Origin of the sequence: Paenibacillus ginsengarvi, from assembly GCF_003626695.1 — a bacterium.
GTDB classification, from domain to species: domain Bacteria; phylum Bacillota; class Bacilli; order Paenibacillales; family NBRC-103111; genus Paenibacillus_AB; species Paenibacillus_AB ginsengarvi.
In genome coordinates, this window is record NZ_RBAH01000050.1 from 16,294 (window position 1) to 30,006 (window position 13,713).

At 50.0% G+C, this 13,713-nt stretch carries 10 protein-coding genes and 2 pseudogenes; 11 read left to right on the forward strand and 1 reads right to left on the reverse strand.

The features are described 5' to 3' along the window. Positions 1-146: 146 nt before the first annotated feature. The 4 genes and pseudogenes from D7M11_RS35115 (at position 147) to D7M11_RS35130 (ending at position 3,779) form a co-directional block, all read left to right on the forward strand. Positions 147-1,432: pseudogene (locus D7M11_RS35115) on the forward strand (IS110 family RNA-guided transposase). 571 nt (positions 1,433-2,003) lie between these two features. Further along, a complete protein-coding gene (locus tag D7M11_RS35120; protein ID WP_120751933.1) occupies positions 2,004-2,603 on the forward strand; it encodes a hypothetical protein in 600 nt (199 codons plus the stop codon). 430 nt (positions 2,604-3,033) lie between these two features. Beyond that, positions 3,034-3,174, forward strand: a complete 141-nt coding sequence (locus tag D7M11_RS35125) for an SEC-C metal-binding domain-containing protein (protein WP_240041442.1) — start codon at positions 3,034-3,036, stop codon at positions 3,172-3,174. A gap of 182 nt (positions 3,175-3,356) precedes the next feature. Next, positions 3,357-3,779, forward strand: a complete 423-nt coding sequence (locus tag D7M11_RS35130; RefSeq protein ID WP_193556362.1) for a transposase — start codon at positions 3,357-3,359, stop codon at positions 3,777-3,779. A gap of 139 nt (positions 3,780-3,918) precedes the next feature. Here D7M11_RS35130 and D7M11_RS37855 read toward each other — a convergent pair whose 3' ends face one another. Further along, a complete protein-coding gene (locus tag D7M11_RS37855) occupies positions 3,919-4,041 on the reverse strand; it encodes a hypothetical protein (protein WP_275671766.1) in 123 nt (40 codons plus the stop codon). A gap of 332 nt (positions 4,042-4,373) precedes the next feature. Between D7M11_RS37855 and D7M11_RS35135 the strand changes: the two genes are divergently transcribed. From D7M11_RS35135 to D7M11_RS35170, 7 genes and pseudogenes are all read left to right on the forward strand, one after another. Beyond that, on the forward strand, positions 4,374-5,504 hold the full coding sequence (locus tag D7M11_RS35135; RefSeq protein ID WP_120751935.1) for an ROK family transcriptional regulator: 1,131 nt from the start codon (positions 4,374-4,376) through the stop codon (positions 5,502-5,504). Positions 5,505-5,757: 253 nt separating this feature from the next. Continuing rightward, positions 5,758-6,942, forward strand: coding sequence for a hypothetical protein (locus D7M11_RS35140; protein WP_120751936.1), 1,185 nt, complete (start codon positions 5,758-5,760; stop codon positions 6,940-6,942). 93 nt (positions 6,943-7,035) lie between these two features. Continuing rightward, positions 7,036-8,289: pseudogene (locus tag D7M11_RS37660) on the forward strand (DegT/DnrJ/EryC1/StrS family aminotransferase). 147 nt (positions 8,290-8,436) lie between these two features. Then, positions 8,437-9,597, forward strand: a complete 1,161-nt coding sequence (locus tag D7M11_RS35155) for a Gfo/Idh/MocA family protein (RefSeq protein ID WP_120751939.1) — start codon at positions 8,437-8,439, stop codon at positions 9,595-9,597. Between the two features lie 13 nt (positions 9,598-9,610). After that, positions 9,611-10,639 carry a TIM barrel protein gene (locus D7M11_RS35160; protein ID WP_120751940.1) on the forward strand — a complete coding sequence of 343 codons (1,029 nt, stop codon included), beginning with the start codon at positions 9,611-9,613 and terminating at the stop codon, positions 10,637-10,639. A gap of 5 nt (positions 10,640-10,644) precedes the next feature. After that, a complete protein-coding gene (locus D7M11_RS35165; RefSeq protein ID WP_120751941.1) occupies positions 10,645-11,505 on the forward strand; it encodes a sugar phosphate isomerase/epimerase family protein in 861 nt (286 codons plus the stop codon). Positions 11,506-11,702: 197 nt separating this feature from the next. Further along, positions 11,703-13,040: an ABC transporter substrate-binding protein gene (locus D7M11_RS35170; protein WP_120751942.1), complete on the forward strand. Its 1,338-nt coding sequence runs from the start codon at positions 11,703-11,705 to the stop codon at positions 13,038-13,040. Positions 13,041-13,713 lie beyond the last annotated feature (673 nt).

The following is a 13,713-nucleotide window of genomic DNA, read 5'->3' on the forward strand; positions in this document are numbered from 1 at the left end:
GGCTGCCGTCGTTGCGCTAACGGGCAGCATTCCTATTATGAAGAAATACGAGGTTTGAGAAACAAAAAGACTCCTTGGTATGATGTTTATGGGTCCACGACGCTGGCCAGCTAACGGATCCAAAAACAAACCAAGGAGACTACAAAATGCATTCTACTCAAAATGAACGAATTAATCAAATCACTTCTTCAACTTTAATTGTCGGTGTAGACATCGCAAAATTCAAACATGTGGCTCGAGCCCAAGACAACAGCGGAGTCGAGTTCGGGAAGCCAATTACGTTTGAAAACACCCAGAAAGGATTCGAGTTGTTTGTGGGTTGGTTCCTGAAGATTGCAACGGAACGAGGCCTGCCAAACGTCATAGTAGGCATGGAGCCTACCGGTCATTACTGGCTGAACCTCGCTCATTTTCTTAGAGAAAAGCAAGTTACGTACGGTGTTGTAAATCCACTACACGTGAAGAAAAGCAAAGAATTAGACGACAATTCGCCAACAAAAAATGACATAAAGGATGCGAAAGTCATTGCACAACTGGTCAAAGATGGGAGATACGCCGTACCGAGCCTTCCTCAGGGCGTTTATGCCGAACTGAGGGAAGCGATGAAAATTCGCGATCACCTGACGACTGACCTTTGCGTTGTGCAAGCTCGTGTCCATAACTGGCTCGATCGGTATTTTCCAGAGTTTCTAACGGTATTTAAGGATTGGGAGTGCAAGTCTGCCATCCAGATGCTGAGCCTTTATTTACTGCCGCACGAGCTTATTCACGTGCCGGATGAAATCTTGCTGCAGCACCTGAGAGAAGCTGCAAAGCGAGGGCTTGGCCTAGGTCGTATCAAGAATCTGAAGGAAGCAGCGAGGCGTTCTGTAGGTATACGAAGTGGTTCGGAGTTAGCAAAGATGGAGCTGAAGTTATTACTAACCCAGTACGAATGGTTTCAGAGCAAGCTCGAAGAATTGGAGTTTACACTAGATGAGCTGCTCGGACAGATTCCACATGTACAGCAACTGCTGGCCATGAAAGGGGTGGGCAGGGACACCATCGCAGGATTTCTTGCTGAGGTAGGTGACATCAGTCAGTACCGTCATCCCAAGCAGATTACGAAACTGGCTGGATTGAATTTGAAGACAAATTCATCAGGCAAACACGCCGGACAGACCAAGATAACCAAGAGAGGCCGGAAACGTCTTCGCGCATTACTTTTTAGAGTGATGATGCCGCTTGTCGCCAAGAACTCTGCCTTTCGGGCCCTGCACGAGTATTACACCAAGCGGCCGATTAATCCGTTGAAAAAGATGCAATCTCTCATGCTTTGTGTAACAAACTCATTCGAGTCTTTTTTGGGATATTGAAAAAGAGACATGAGTTCAATGAAGAAAAAATGATTCAGGATATCCCTCGATTCGCAGAATTACCGCAAGCAGCTTAGATGAACATATTTCAATGATGATGACCGAAACAAACGGAAGATAACGAAGCACGGATGAGTCGGAACGACGTTAACATACGGACGAAGATCCTGTCGGGCAGCATATCCGACCTCCACCTCATGGACAGGTTGAATGAAGGAATGTGGGAGCGTAGACTCTGCGAGATGTGGGAGGGTTGACCGCCATGAGCCCATGTGGAGATCCATAGGTGCAACCATACTTTACCGAAGTAACCACATTTTACAGAAGGTGGTCTAGGTGAGTACTTTTTGCACTTTCGATAGTCCCATAAATTACTTCATCTTCAACTTCATTCCACTGTAATGTTATCTGCATTGTCGAGAACTTGGTCAAATTCTAAGAAAACATGAGCATTTAAGAGAAATGTGATTCTCCATAGAGGGAGATTAGTGGAGTTTACCGAGAAAGGAGCTAAGTATATAGAGCGGATACTAATAATAACTCGTTACGATAGCGCGGCGATGGAGTCACGGGGCAAGAAAGTGCAATCAATCCACGAAAGACTATGTATTTTTTTGCATGTTGGGTCACAAAAGGAGAGTAATAGTTATGGAAAGAATCCCAGTCTTCTCCGTTCATTCTATAAGCCCAAGTACGAATAATGAACCCCCAATTATTCATGGGAGAGCTCTTAATATTGTGCAGACAGGTTGCAAACTTTTTTATTCGGAAGCTGTTTCAGATAGCAACTATTGTTTTGTAGATATTATTAAGAACGAAACCAATAACTTTTCTTCACTTAGTGTTATGGATAGCGGAACAATTACAATTAGAGCAGAGCAGCAGATAGCTCCTATTGGTCAATATTTATTTGGCGAGTCTGTAAACAAATATATTCCGACAATCACATTAGAAGAAACAACACGAATGGCAATGGAAGCCGCTCAGAAGGACTTATCACGATATGCTAAGGATCCCCATACGCCCTACTTACAGAATTCCGTACTAGAAGCGGAATGCTGTTGGTTCTTTTTTTATAACCCTGAAATTGAGATTCCTGAACAAGACTGGGTAAGGCGTATGCTTGGTGCGTATGCAGTATCAAAAAAGGGGGAAATGAGTCATACTTATAACTTTTCTGATGATCCCATTAAGCTTCAAGACTACTTACAGACTATGTCAGCTTATTTTAAAAGACGGGGTAAGTAGGCAACCCAAGATTGAACTAACGAAGACGATAGTTGAACGAAACAAGGAGCAGCTTGCCGCGGCAGCTGCTCCTTGTTTTTATTAAGTGAAATGGCAGGATAGTATAAGATCATTCGCGGTGAACCGTATCACAAATAGTGGTAAAGCGGAGAGTGGAGTTGAAGATCGAATCCGTAATGTTAAGTATGATGGTATTGGTTTAAGCTACTAGATTCGAGACATGTGGAGTCGGTAATATTGATGGTTCGAAAATGAGATGTGGCAGGTTCGCTAAAATAGATGGATCGAGGCACTTGGCATGTAAAGTGCTGTGTGTCGCTTGCGAGGGAGTAAGTATCTTGGAACCACATTTTCCAATTTGTCATTTAAACAAGCCCAAGGATTGAACTGCTTGGGCTTTTATTTATACTGAGGTTATCCTTATGTTGAAGTGATATCAGTAGGAGGGATTCAATTGAATAAAAAGATAGGTCGAAATGACCCCTGTCCATGTGGAAGTGGAAATAAATACAAGAAATGTTGCTTAGCTAAACACAACGATGAGGGATTTTCAAATCCAGTTAATTTCTGAGACAATTATAAGACCCTTAGAAAAGAAGCTAGGATTAAACAATGTCTACATCCAGACAACGCGGCTTGCTCTGAAAAAATAATTGGTGCTCATTCCATTCAGAATTCAAAATACTAAAGCGTCTCTCAAGTAATGGACATGTTTATATGCCTTGCCCCAAGCCGGACAATCCATTCGCAGTTATGACTAAATGGGGACGCAAAGACAAAGGCGCCTATTTGTTGATCAGCAATCGGCACGATGTTCCGAAAGAAGTGGTGCAAACCTATGCAAAGCGCTGGCGCATTGAAGTGTTCTTTCGCGCCGCCAAACAGGAATTGGCATTTGAGAAATGCCACTCCGAATTCGAGACGCATCACCATGCCCATTTCGAGCTATTGTTTGTCGCAGAAACCTTATTAGCGGTCGCGCTCTTTGAACTGAACAAAGAAAAAACGAGTGATGAAGGCTACACCCACGGTGAAATGGTTCGCGGCCTCTTCCACACTCGTTGTCAGGTTCACGTGAAAACCCACAAGGGCATTCAGCGAATCTCTCTCGATTGTGACACACATGTGCGGCAGTTTGCAAGACTCATTGAATTATTTGGCCGGAGCATTATTTGATGCTTCTTTGGGCTACTCCAAAACCTGAAATTTACCTGGATTTACCTCGAACTGCATAGGTCATGTTTCATCATATAGGTGGCACTCATATACTCTTTTTGCGAATTTTGGTAAAGCGCTTCCAGTCCGGGATTTCTCTTTACGCCCAGCAGGTTGACCAGCGCCCCGTTATCGGTGTTGTCGACGAATAATCCGCCTCGATCGTCCGGGTTCGGCCGTTGCCGGTGTGATACGTAATCGCCCGGACTGAGCCGTTTTCCATCTTAGCAATGGTCAGGCTCGCCTGCTTGACGATCGGAATATATTGCGGAAAAATTCGACTTATTTCCGGGTTCGAACGAACGATAGGCCTATAATGACTATCTGGTCAAAATAGATACCATTTCTTCCTCAATTTTTTCCTATATCCGTTATTTCCGCTTCATAGCGACTTTTTTTGCCGCTATTATCCAACTTGTCCCAATAGATTAAAGAGACATTTTGACACTAACTCCCCGTCGATTTTCGGCGTGTGTGTTTGGGTTGGAGCAATTATTTCAAATGGTGAATTAAATATGCTACAATACAACAAACGATTGGAAAGGAATTGTAATCGTGACGTTGAACGCTACAGAAATACTCGTATTAACTATAATCCAGCAAAGCGATGGCATATCCAGAAAGACATTGGCGGAGAAAACCGACCTTTCCCAGGCTTCCATAACGAAAATTACGCACAAGCTTGTCGGCGAAGCCTATATTTCCGAAGGCGCACGGATCGGAAGCGGCTTGGGCCGAAAAGAAGTGTTGCTCATAGCGAACCCGGACAAATTTAAATTTTTGGGCATCGATATCGGCGGGTACCGGGTTCGGATCGCGCTTGCGGACTATCGGTACGAGGTGACGCATAACGAGGAATTTTTGATCGAATATTTGGAAGACAAGGAAAATGTTTTGCAGGAGCTTATCGATAAAGTCGAGACTTTTCTGGCAGCCGCCGGGACGCCGTGCGTCGACGCGATCGGGGTGAGCGTGACCGGGATTATCGACATGGAGAAACGGAATATATTGAATATCCCGAACTTGAACCGCTGGAATGACGTGAATATCGTAGACGGATTGACCGAGCGGTTCAAGGCTCCGGTTTTTCTCGAGGAAAGCGGGCGTACGATGGCATTCGCGGAGAAACTGATGGGCAAGGCGAAAGACGTCGCGGATTTTATCGTCGTCCATGTCGCTTTCGGCGTCGTTGCGGGAGCATTCATTAACCGACAGCCGTTGCGGGGAGCCAACAATGTCGGCGGACTGCTCGGCCATATTACGGTTGATGAGAAGGGCATACGGTGCCGGTGCGGAAATTACGGCTGTCTGGAAAATATCGTCACGTTTCCGATGCTGGGAGGGCAGTACCGGGAGAAGTCCGCAAGCGGCATGTCCTTGCTTGAAGCTTATCGGATCAACGATAAAATGGCGTTGGATGTGTGCATAGAAGCCGGCTATGCGATCGGCACCGCACTGAGCAACGTCGTTAATTTATTTAATCCGGAAACGATATATTTGGGCGGTCCCGTCTTCGATCGGTTCCCGATTATATTCGAAGAGGTCAAACGGACCGTCCTGCTCCGGGCAAACCGGTTTGCGACGCTCGGCATGAAGCTGGAAGCAAGCTCGTTCGGCGACCGGCAAGGCATATTGGGAGCGTTGACGCTGGCGGGCACGTCTTTTATATTGTCGATAGAAAAGTGAACGAAAACTGTAAAAAAGTGACAAAAATTTCCGCTATGAGATGGGACACTGGGATATATTAGTTTGTGGCGAATTGTGCAGCTCCGCTCCGCGGGGCTATTTTGCATTAAAAAAATTTTGAAAAATATGGTTTACAAAATGAAAGTGACGCAATATAATTAACTTAGTAAATTAAATAAAGAAATATATGCTTATATAATTTCTTTAGTAATTCAATTTCGGCCAAACTTGGATGTGGAAAGGAAGTGAAGGGATGTCACAACTGAAAGGCGCTTTCCGCAAAGTACTCCTGACACCGGAAGAAATTTCGCCTCTGCAAGGATACGATCCGAACACTTATATCGCAAATCCGGAAACGGACGTTCTGGACGATCTATACGCGCGCGTTGCCGTGCTGGATGACGGAATACAGCGCAAGGTGATCGTCAGCATCGACTGCTGCTTGACCAACGAAACGACCTTTCAGGCCGCCGATCCTTCCGGCCAAGCGCCTGTTTACAGGCACCTGCTGCAAACGTTCCCGGAAGGGACGAGGTGCGGCTGGGGAGAGGCCGCGGGGGTGGAAGAAGCGTCGGTATCCGTTCATGCGACGCACACGCACAGTGCACCGGAGCATTTCGGCGAGAAATATACGGCGAGAATCCGGCAAGCTATCCGGAATGCTGCGAACGAATTGCAGCCGCTGCGGGCAAGGGCTGGCAGCGGCGAAACCGGCGTTTCCGTGAACCGGCGGCCGCGGCTGCAGCATAACGACGAGCTGCCGATCGACAGGTCGCTTCACGCGGTCGTGTTCGAAACCGATGATGGTCGACCGGTCGGCGGTATTGTCAACTGCGCCGTTCATCCTACTCTTCTTATAAACCCGCTGCATCGGATATCCTCGGAGTTCGTCGGGCTGGCGATGAAGGAATGGGAGCAGGAATACGGAGATGGGTTTGCGGCGCTTTTCATTCAAGGCTTCTCCGGAGACGTGGGGCCGCACGGCCATTATCGGAACGAGCCCGACGATACGTATCCGTGGGTGCAGAGGCTCGGCCATGAACTATACGGCGAGATAGCAACCATAGCAGGTCGGGCGGAACCGATTAAGACGCTTCCGCTCGAAAGCGCGGAGGTCAAAGTCGGACTGCCGACGCGCGCGATGTATTTCAAGCCGTCGATTGACGTTACGCTGCACGGCCTCCGCCTTGGCGAATTTGTGCTCGTATCCGTATCGTGCGAAGTGTTTAACGGGTATGCGGGTATTCTCCGCTCGTTCTGTGCCGCCCCGTATATGTTGTTTGCCGGCGTATCTAACGGCTACTGTGGATATTTGCCTACCGCGCAAGCTTACGGAGACGGGCTCGGCGGTTATGAAATGAATACGACGCCATATCGCGCGGAAGCAAGCGATTTATTCGTGCAAGCGGCGAAACAATTGATCGCGCAGCTTCATTAAACGGATAACAGCAAGGCGGAAGCGGAATGTTGCGGCGATCCGCAAACCAAACGGACCATATTAGACTGGAAGCGAAAGGGGCCTTATTCGATTATGCCAACCGGAGACGATTTTAAACCGATACGAACCAAGCCGTGGAAGTTCGGCCTGCACAGCACAGAAGAGTTTGGGCAAGAGGAGAAGGATCTCGTGCTCGGCGTTTTGGAGAAGAAACGAGTGTTTCGTTTCTACGGCAACGACAAGTCGCAATCCGAAGCGTATCAGCTGGAGCAGCTGTACCGCGAGCGTACGGGCACGAAGCACGCGCTTGCGGTCAACGCCGGCACTTCGGCGCTGGTGGCCGCTCTGATCGGAGCCGGCATCGGACCGGGAGACGAAGTAATCGTCCCGGCCTATACGTACATTGCCACGGCCGCGGCTGTACTGATCGCGAGGGCGGTTCCGATCATCGTCGAGGCGGACGATTCGTTGACGATGGACCCGCAGGCGTTCGAAGCTGCAATTACGCCTTACACAAAAGCGGTCATTCCCGTCCATATGCGCGGCGTGCCCTGCCGGATGGATGAGATTATGGAGGTGGCCACAAGGCGGGGTATAAAGGTCATCGAGGACGTTGCGCAGGCAAACGGCGGCTCCTACAAAGGCAAGCCGCTTGGCTCGTTCGGACTCGCCGGCTGCTTCAGCTTCCAGCAATACAAGTTGATTACCGCCGGAGAAGGCGGCATGGTCGTCACGAACGACGAAACGCTCTACGAGCGTGTTAATATTTAACACGATTCGGCATTCGTGTATTGGGACATGAACGTGGAGAACCGGCATCCGCCGTTTCCCGGGGAAAATTACCGGCTAAGCGAAATTAACGCGGCTCTGGCCCTTGCCCAGTCAAGGCGGATCGACACTCTCGTATCCAAGCTGCGGCATATTAAATCGACCATTACGGCGAGTATCTGCGATTTGCCGCAAATCCGGCTGCAAGCGATTCCGGACCCACAGGGCGATGTTTCGTACAGCCTCGTGTTTTACTTGCCGACAGTCGAACAGGCACAGCAGTTTTCCAAGAAGTTGGCACGGGAAGGCATCCCAAACGGTACGATCGATAACAACGGCTTTGCCGACCGGCATATTTACAAAAACTGGACTTATGTAATGGAGAAGCGGGGAGCTTCCGAGCGCGATACGCCGTGGAACTGCCAGAGCTATAAGGGGAACGCGCAATATTCGCCGGATATGTGCCCGAACACACTTGACTGGCTCAGCCGCGCTATCGCCATCGGCTTGCACCAGCACATGACGGAGCAAGATTGCGATGACGTGATCAAGGCGATCCGCAAAACCGCAGGAGCTTAGCAGGAAGTGCGACGGTGCAATGTTCTCGGGTTTCATTGCACCGTCCGCTGGAACGGATGGATACCGAAGGCCGCATCAGGGCAGCGATGGAGAACAACGGGACGGTCGGCTCATTCGGCACAAAACGGCGTATGGGAGTGAAATGGGATGTCCAAACGACAAGTCCGTATTGGCATGATCGGTTACCGGTTTATGGGCAAGGCGCACAGCCACGCTTACCGCGATCTTCCGTTTTATTTCGATCTCGATGTAGAGCCGGTTATGCAGGCGATAGCCGGCCGCGATCCGGAAGCGGTGCGCCAGGCCGCCGGGAAGATGGGCTGGAAATCGTACGAGACGGATTGGCGCCGTCTCCTCGAACGCGACGATATCGATCTGATCGACATCGGGACGCCTAACGATACGCATGCGGAGATGGCGATCGCCGCCGCGGAGGCGGGAAAGCATATCATTTGCGAGAAACCGCTCGCGATGAACGCGGAGCAAGCAGGTCGTATGCTGGAGGCGGCGAACCGGGCGGGCATCGTCCATATGATTTGCCACAATTACCGTTTCGTGCCAGCTATCCGCTATGCTAAGCATCTGATCGATTCCGGGCGCCTCGGCACCATTTACCATATGCGGGCGACGTATTTGCAGGACTGGATTATGGATCCTAAATTCCCGCTCGTCTGGCGGCTGCGCAAAGAAGTATGCGGCTCGGGTACGCATGGCGATCTGATGGCGCATTCGATCGATCTGGCCCGGTATCTCGTCGGCGAGCTGACCGAAGTGACCGGCATGATGGATACGTTCGTCAAATGCCGTCCGATAGGCGAGATGAGCGGAGGATTGAACGCGCAAGTGGTGGACGACCGGTACGGTGAGGTCGATGTGGACGACGCGGTCGCCTTTCTGGGCCGGTTCGCGAACGGCGCGCTCGGCGTATTCGAGGCTTCCCGGTTCGGCAAAGGGAACCGCAACGGCAACCGGTTCGAGATCAACGGCTCGAAAGGCTCCGTGCGCTGGGATATGGAAAATATGAACAACCTGCAGCTGTATTTGGACGATGACGAGAAAGGGATGCAGGGCTTCCGTACGATCAACTGTACGGAAGAGGCTCATCCGTATGCGGGGGTATACTGGCCGGCGGGCCATATTATCGGCTACGAGCATACGTTCATCAATATTATGCACGAGCTGATGCGCGGCATTGCCGGGAATTTCAGTCCCGAGCCGAATTTTGCGGACGGTTACCGCAACCAGCTTGTGCTGGATGCGGTGGAGCGGTCTGCGCTGACCAAGCAGTGGGTTACGATTCCAACATAAGGAGCAGGTGACAATGACGTTTCGCTTTTCATTCGGACCGTGGAACATTCATGAAGGGGCGGATCCGTTCGGTCCGCCGGTAAGGCAATCGTACGATTTTCAGGAGAAGCTGGCTGCATACCGCGAGCTTGGCTTTGAAGGCGTGCAGTTTCACGATGACGATATCGTACCGGATATTGCAGGCAAGACGCATGCGCAAGTGATGAGACGGGCGGGCGAGGTGCGCCGCATATTGGATGGACACGGGCTCGTGACCGAAATCGTCGCCCCGCGACTGTGGGAAGGCGCGAATACGATTGATGGGGCGTACACTTCGAACGATCCGAATGAACGGCTTCAAGCGATCGAGAGGTCGAAACAGACGATCGACATCGCCAGGGAGATGGGTACGAACAATCTCGTGCTTTGGCTTGCCCGGGAAGGAACCTACATACGCGAAGCGAAAAATCCGGTCGATGCCGTCCATTTTTTGATCGATGCGATCAACAAACTGCTGGATTATGACAAGACGATTCGCATTTTGATTGAGCCGAAGCCGAACGAACCGATGGATCAGGCTTATATCCCGACAATTGGGCATGCGCTGTCGCTTGCTTACCGGTCGACCGATCCGGATCGGGTCGGCGGCTTGATCGAATCGGCGCATTGCATTCTCGCCGGACTAGATCCGTCCGATGAAATGGGCTACGCGCTGGCGCACGGCAAGCTGTGGAGCGTTCATCTGAATGACCAGAACGGATTGAAGTACGATCAGGACAAATCGTTTGGCTCGGACAATTTGCGCAGGGCGTTCAATCAGGTACGCGTGCTGGCGGACAACGGCTATGGAAGCAACGGGGAATTTATCGGTCTCGACGTTAAGGCGATGCGCACCCAGCCGAGAGAGCTATCGTTCAAGCATTTGGCGAACAGCCGGAGCTTGTTCCTGCGTCTGGCGGATAAGGTCCGAACTTACGACAGGGAGAAAGAGCGGCAGTTGGTGGCGGCGCGAGACTACGAAGGCTTGGACGAGTACGTGCTCGACCATTTGCTCGGGAGGTGAAGGACATGGTTGCGTTTAAAGGGAAAGTGGCCGTCCATTCGATTACGTGGGGACACGATCATCTAAAAGGATTCGAGGAAGCGGCGGCGCTCGGCTACCGGGCGATTGAGCCGTGGCCGACTTTTGTGATGCAGCATGAGGGCAGGGAGAGCGAACTGCGGGAGACGCTCGACCGTTACGGGCTGGCGATGACCGGCGTTTATGGCGGCGCGTCCGGTGAATCGGGAAGGCGCTTTGCCGATCCGTCGAAACGGCACGACATCGTCGATTACAACGTCCGGCTGGCGCGAATAGCATCCCAATGCGGCGCCTCGCACATCGTGTTCGGCCCGGGGGGACCGCGTGTCGGTTCGACGTCGGCGGAGGAGACGAAGCAAGCGGCCTTGACGATCAACGAGGCGGCCAAACGGACGCTCGAATACGGCGTCAAATGTTGCGTGCATCCGCACCTGTGGACGGAGCTGCAGGATGAGAATGAGCTGGACGCGCTGATGGAGCTGTCCGCTCCAGAGGTGTATTTCGCCCCGGATACGGCCCACCTCACCGGAGCGGGTATGGATGCCGCAGCGATCATCCGGCGCTACTCAGAACGGGTCGCCTATGTGCACTTGAAAGATTTGATGCCCGCGGCGGCGAGAATCGAAGACTTTCCGATGCTGGTAGGGAACGAAGCATTACCGGTATTTTGCGAGCTCGGTCTCGGGCCAATCGATTTCCATCCGATCATCGAAGCTTTGAACGACATCGGCTATGACGGTTGGCTGACGGTGGAGATTGACAAATCGACGAGCACCCCCTATGAGAGCCTGCGAATATGCCGGGATTTTGTAGAAACAAATCTGGGTATTCCAATACGAATTATATGATTCGAGTGGCGGAATCTTAGGATGTCCACGGATTTTCCTAGAGCAAATCTGCACCTAAAGAAACTGTATAGGGGGTGCGATTGAAGGTTTCATAAATGAAACCGCTTTATTGATTGTCCAGCTTTCGGTAACAGAACGACAGAGAAGAACTACGACTCGGAAGAACGTCACTATATGTGTAAAGGGAGTATGGTCCAATGAAGAAGTGGGGATATGTACGTACCGGGATTGCTACTGTGGCGCTCATAGGTTTGATAGCAGGCTGCAGTAATAAGGAGGAAACGAGCGATAAGGCGAGTTCGACAACCGCCTCGGCGGAGAAAGCGGCTCAACCGACTCCAGTTACGCTTAAATTCGGTTATTCCAGCTTTTTTACGGATGAAGCGTTAAAAAAATATTTTGTAGATCCGCTTGCCAAAAAATACCCGCATATTACGCTGGAGCTGATCGACTATAGCGCGAAAGGGAACGATCTTGCTTCTCTCATCGCAGCTAAAAATATTCCCGACATTTACATTCAAATCTATGGAAACATGAATCCGTGGGCGGCTGCAGGCTTATTGCGAAATATTGAACCGGAAATAAAACAATTGAAAATCGACCTGAACCGGATCGAGCCGCAATTTTTGAATTCGGTCAAAGTGAATCTGGGTCTCGACTATATCCCGGCGCTGCCGATTTTAAACAACGCTTTCGGCTTAATTTACAACAAAAATTTGTTCGATCGCTTCGGCGTTGCTTATCCGAAGGACAATATGACTTGGCAGGATGCCAGAGCTTTAGCAGACCGCCTGTCCCGAAACGAAGGCGGGATCCAGTACATCGGGCTGCATCCGGGTACGGTCCGCTACGGCGCTTACCAGATTGACTTGCCTTATATCGACCCGAAAACCGATAAAGGCCCGTTTCAAACGACGGGCTGGAAAGAAGTATTCCAGGATTGGTACAACATGTTCAAGCTGCCGAATGGCGGCTTCATTCCGAAAACGCCGGGTATGGCCGACGGCTTTTACAATGGCACGACCGCAATGATCGGAGGATATTCGCTGCTCATTCCTAAATTGATCACACTGCCGAATTTGCAATGGGATGCCGTCACCTATCCGACCAATCCGAAGGCTCCGGGCGTCGGCCAGCTTCCCGATAACTTTATCGGCGCTGTATCGAGCACAAGCAAATATCCGAAGGAAGCGGTGCAAGCGCTCTCGGTGTTTATCTCAGATGACGTGCAACTGGAATTGTCGAAGGACGCGCAGCAGTCCATCCTGAAAGACCGCGCCATCCAAGATCAGTTCGGTAAGAACGTTACAAAGCTGCAGGGCAAAAACATGGTGGCGTTTACAAAGCTGAAATACGCTACCGCAGCGAATTGGAAATATGCAATTGCTACGGCTCCTTCTACGTTAATCGAAGACTATTTTAATACGGTTGTATACGATGGGGTAGACATGAATACAGCGCTGCGCAACGCCGACGAGGAGATCGATAAGCAGATTCAGGAAGCGAAGCGGAATCTACCTGTGGATAAGAAATAAAATTGACCTATGCAAAAAACATCGCTCCGTTTTGGCATGCTGCGAGCTTTCGCGCCGCTGCCGAACGATAAGCGGTGTTTTTAAGGTTTTAAGTGGAGCAGCAAAAGGTATATGTTGGGTGACAAGAACATTATCTCATTAATTGCCGCGTGGGATCTGTACTATTGACTTGGTATGCCCGACTAATGTTTCGGGTGCGAAGCGAAAGTAACCCGGCCGGAGTCTTAAGTTTTCAATGGTTATTATAAGAAGTGGATTTTGATGAAAGGAGTGTTCGTTTGACCAATTTCGGAATAATTATATCGTTGTTGATTGGTTCTGGGTTACTATTTGTTATACGTTCGAAATCATCACAAAGCAGTTTAAGTTTGCATTGGGTAGGTTATGCACTTCTTATAATGACAGTTTTTCTTATTGTTATTGGAATAATATCGAACCTAAATGAAGCATCACATTATCAATAATAAATATACCCCAAGGCTAAACTACCCTGAAAATAACACGTAACGCGTATCCCTAAAAAAGGCAATACGAAACTAGGCGCAGCTAGGGCGTGTATTCAAACTATCAAAAGGCCCTATAATTTGGTAAACTTCTCACATGAGAAGAAGATACGAGATACGTGACGATCAATGGGAAAAACTGAAAAACCTCTTGCCACTAGAACGGAAGC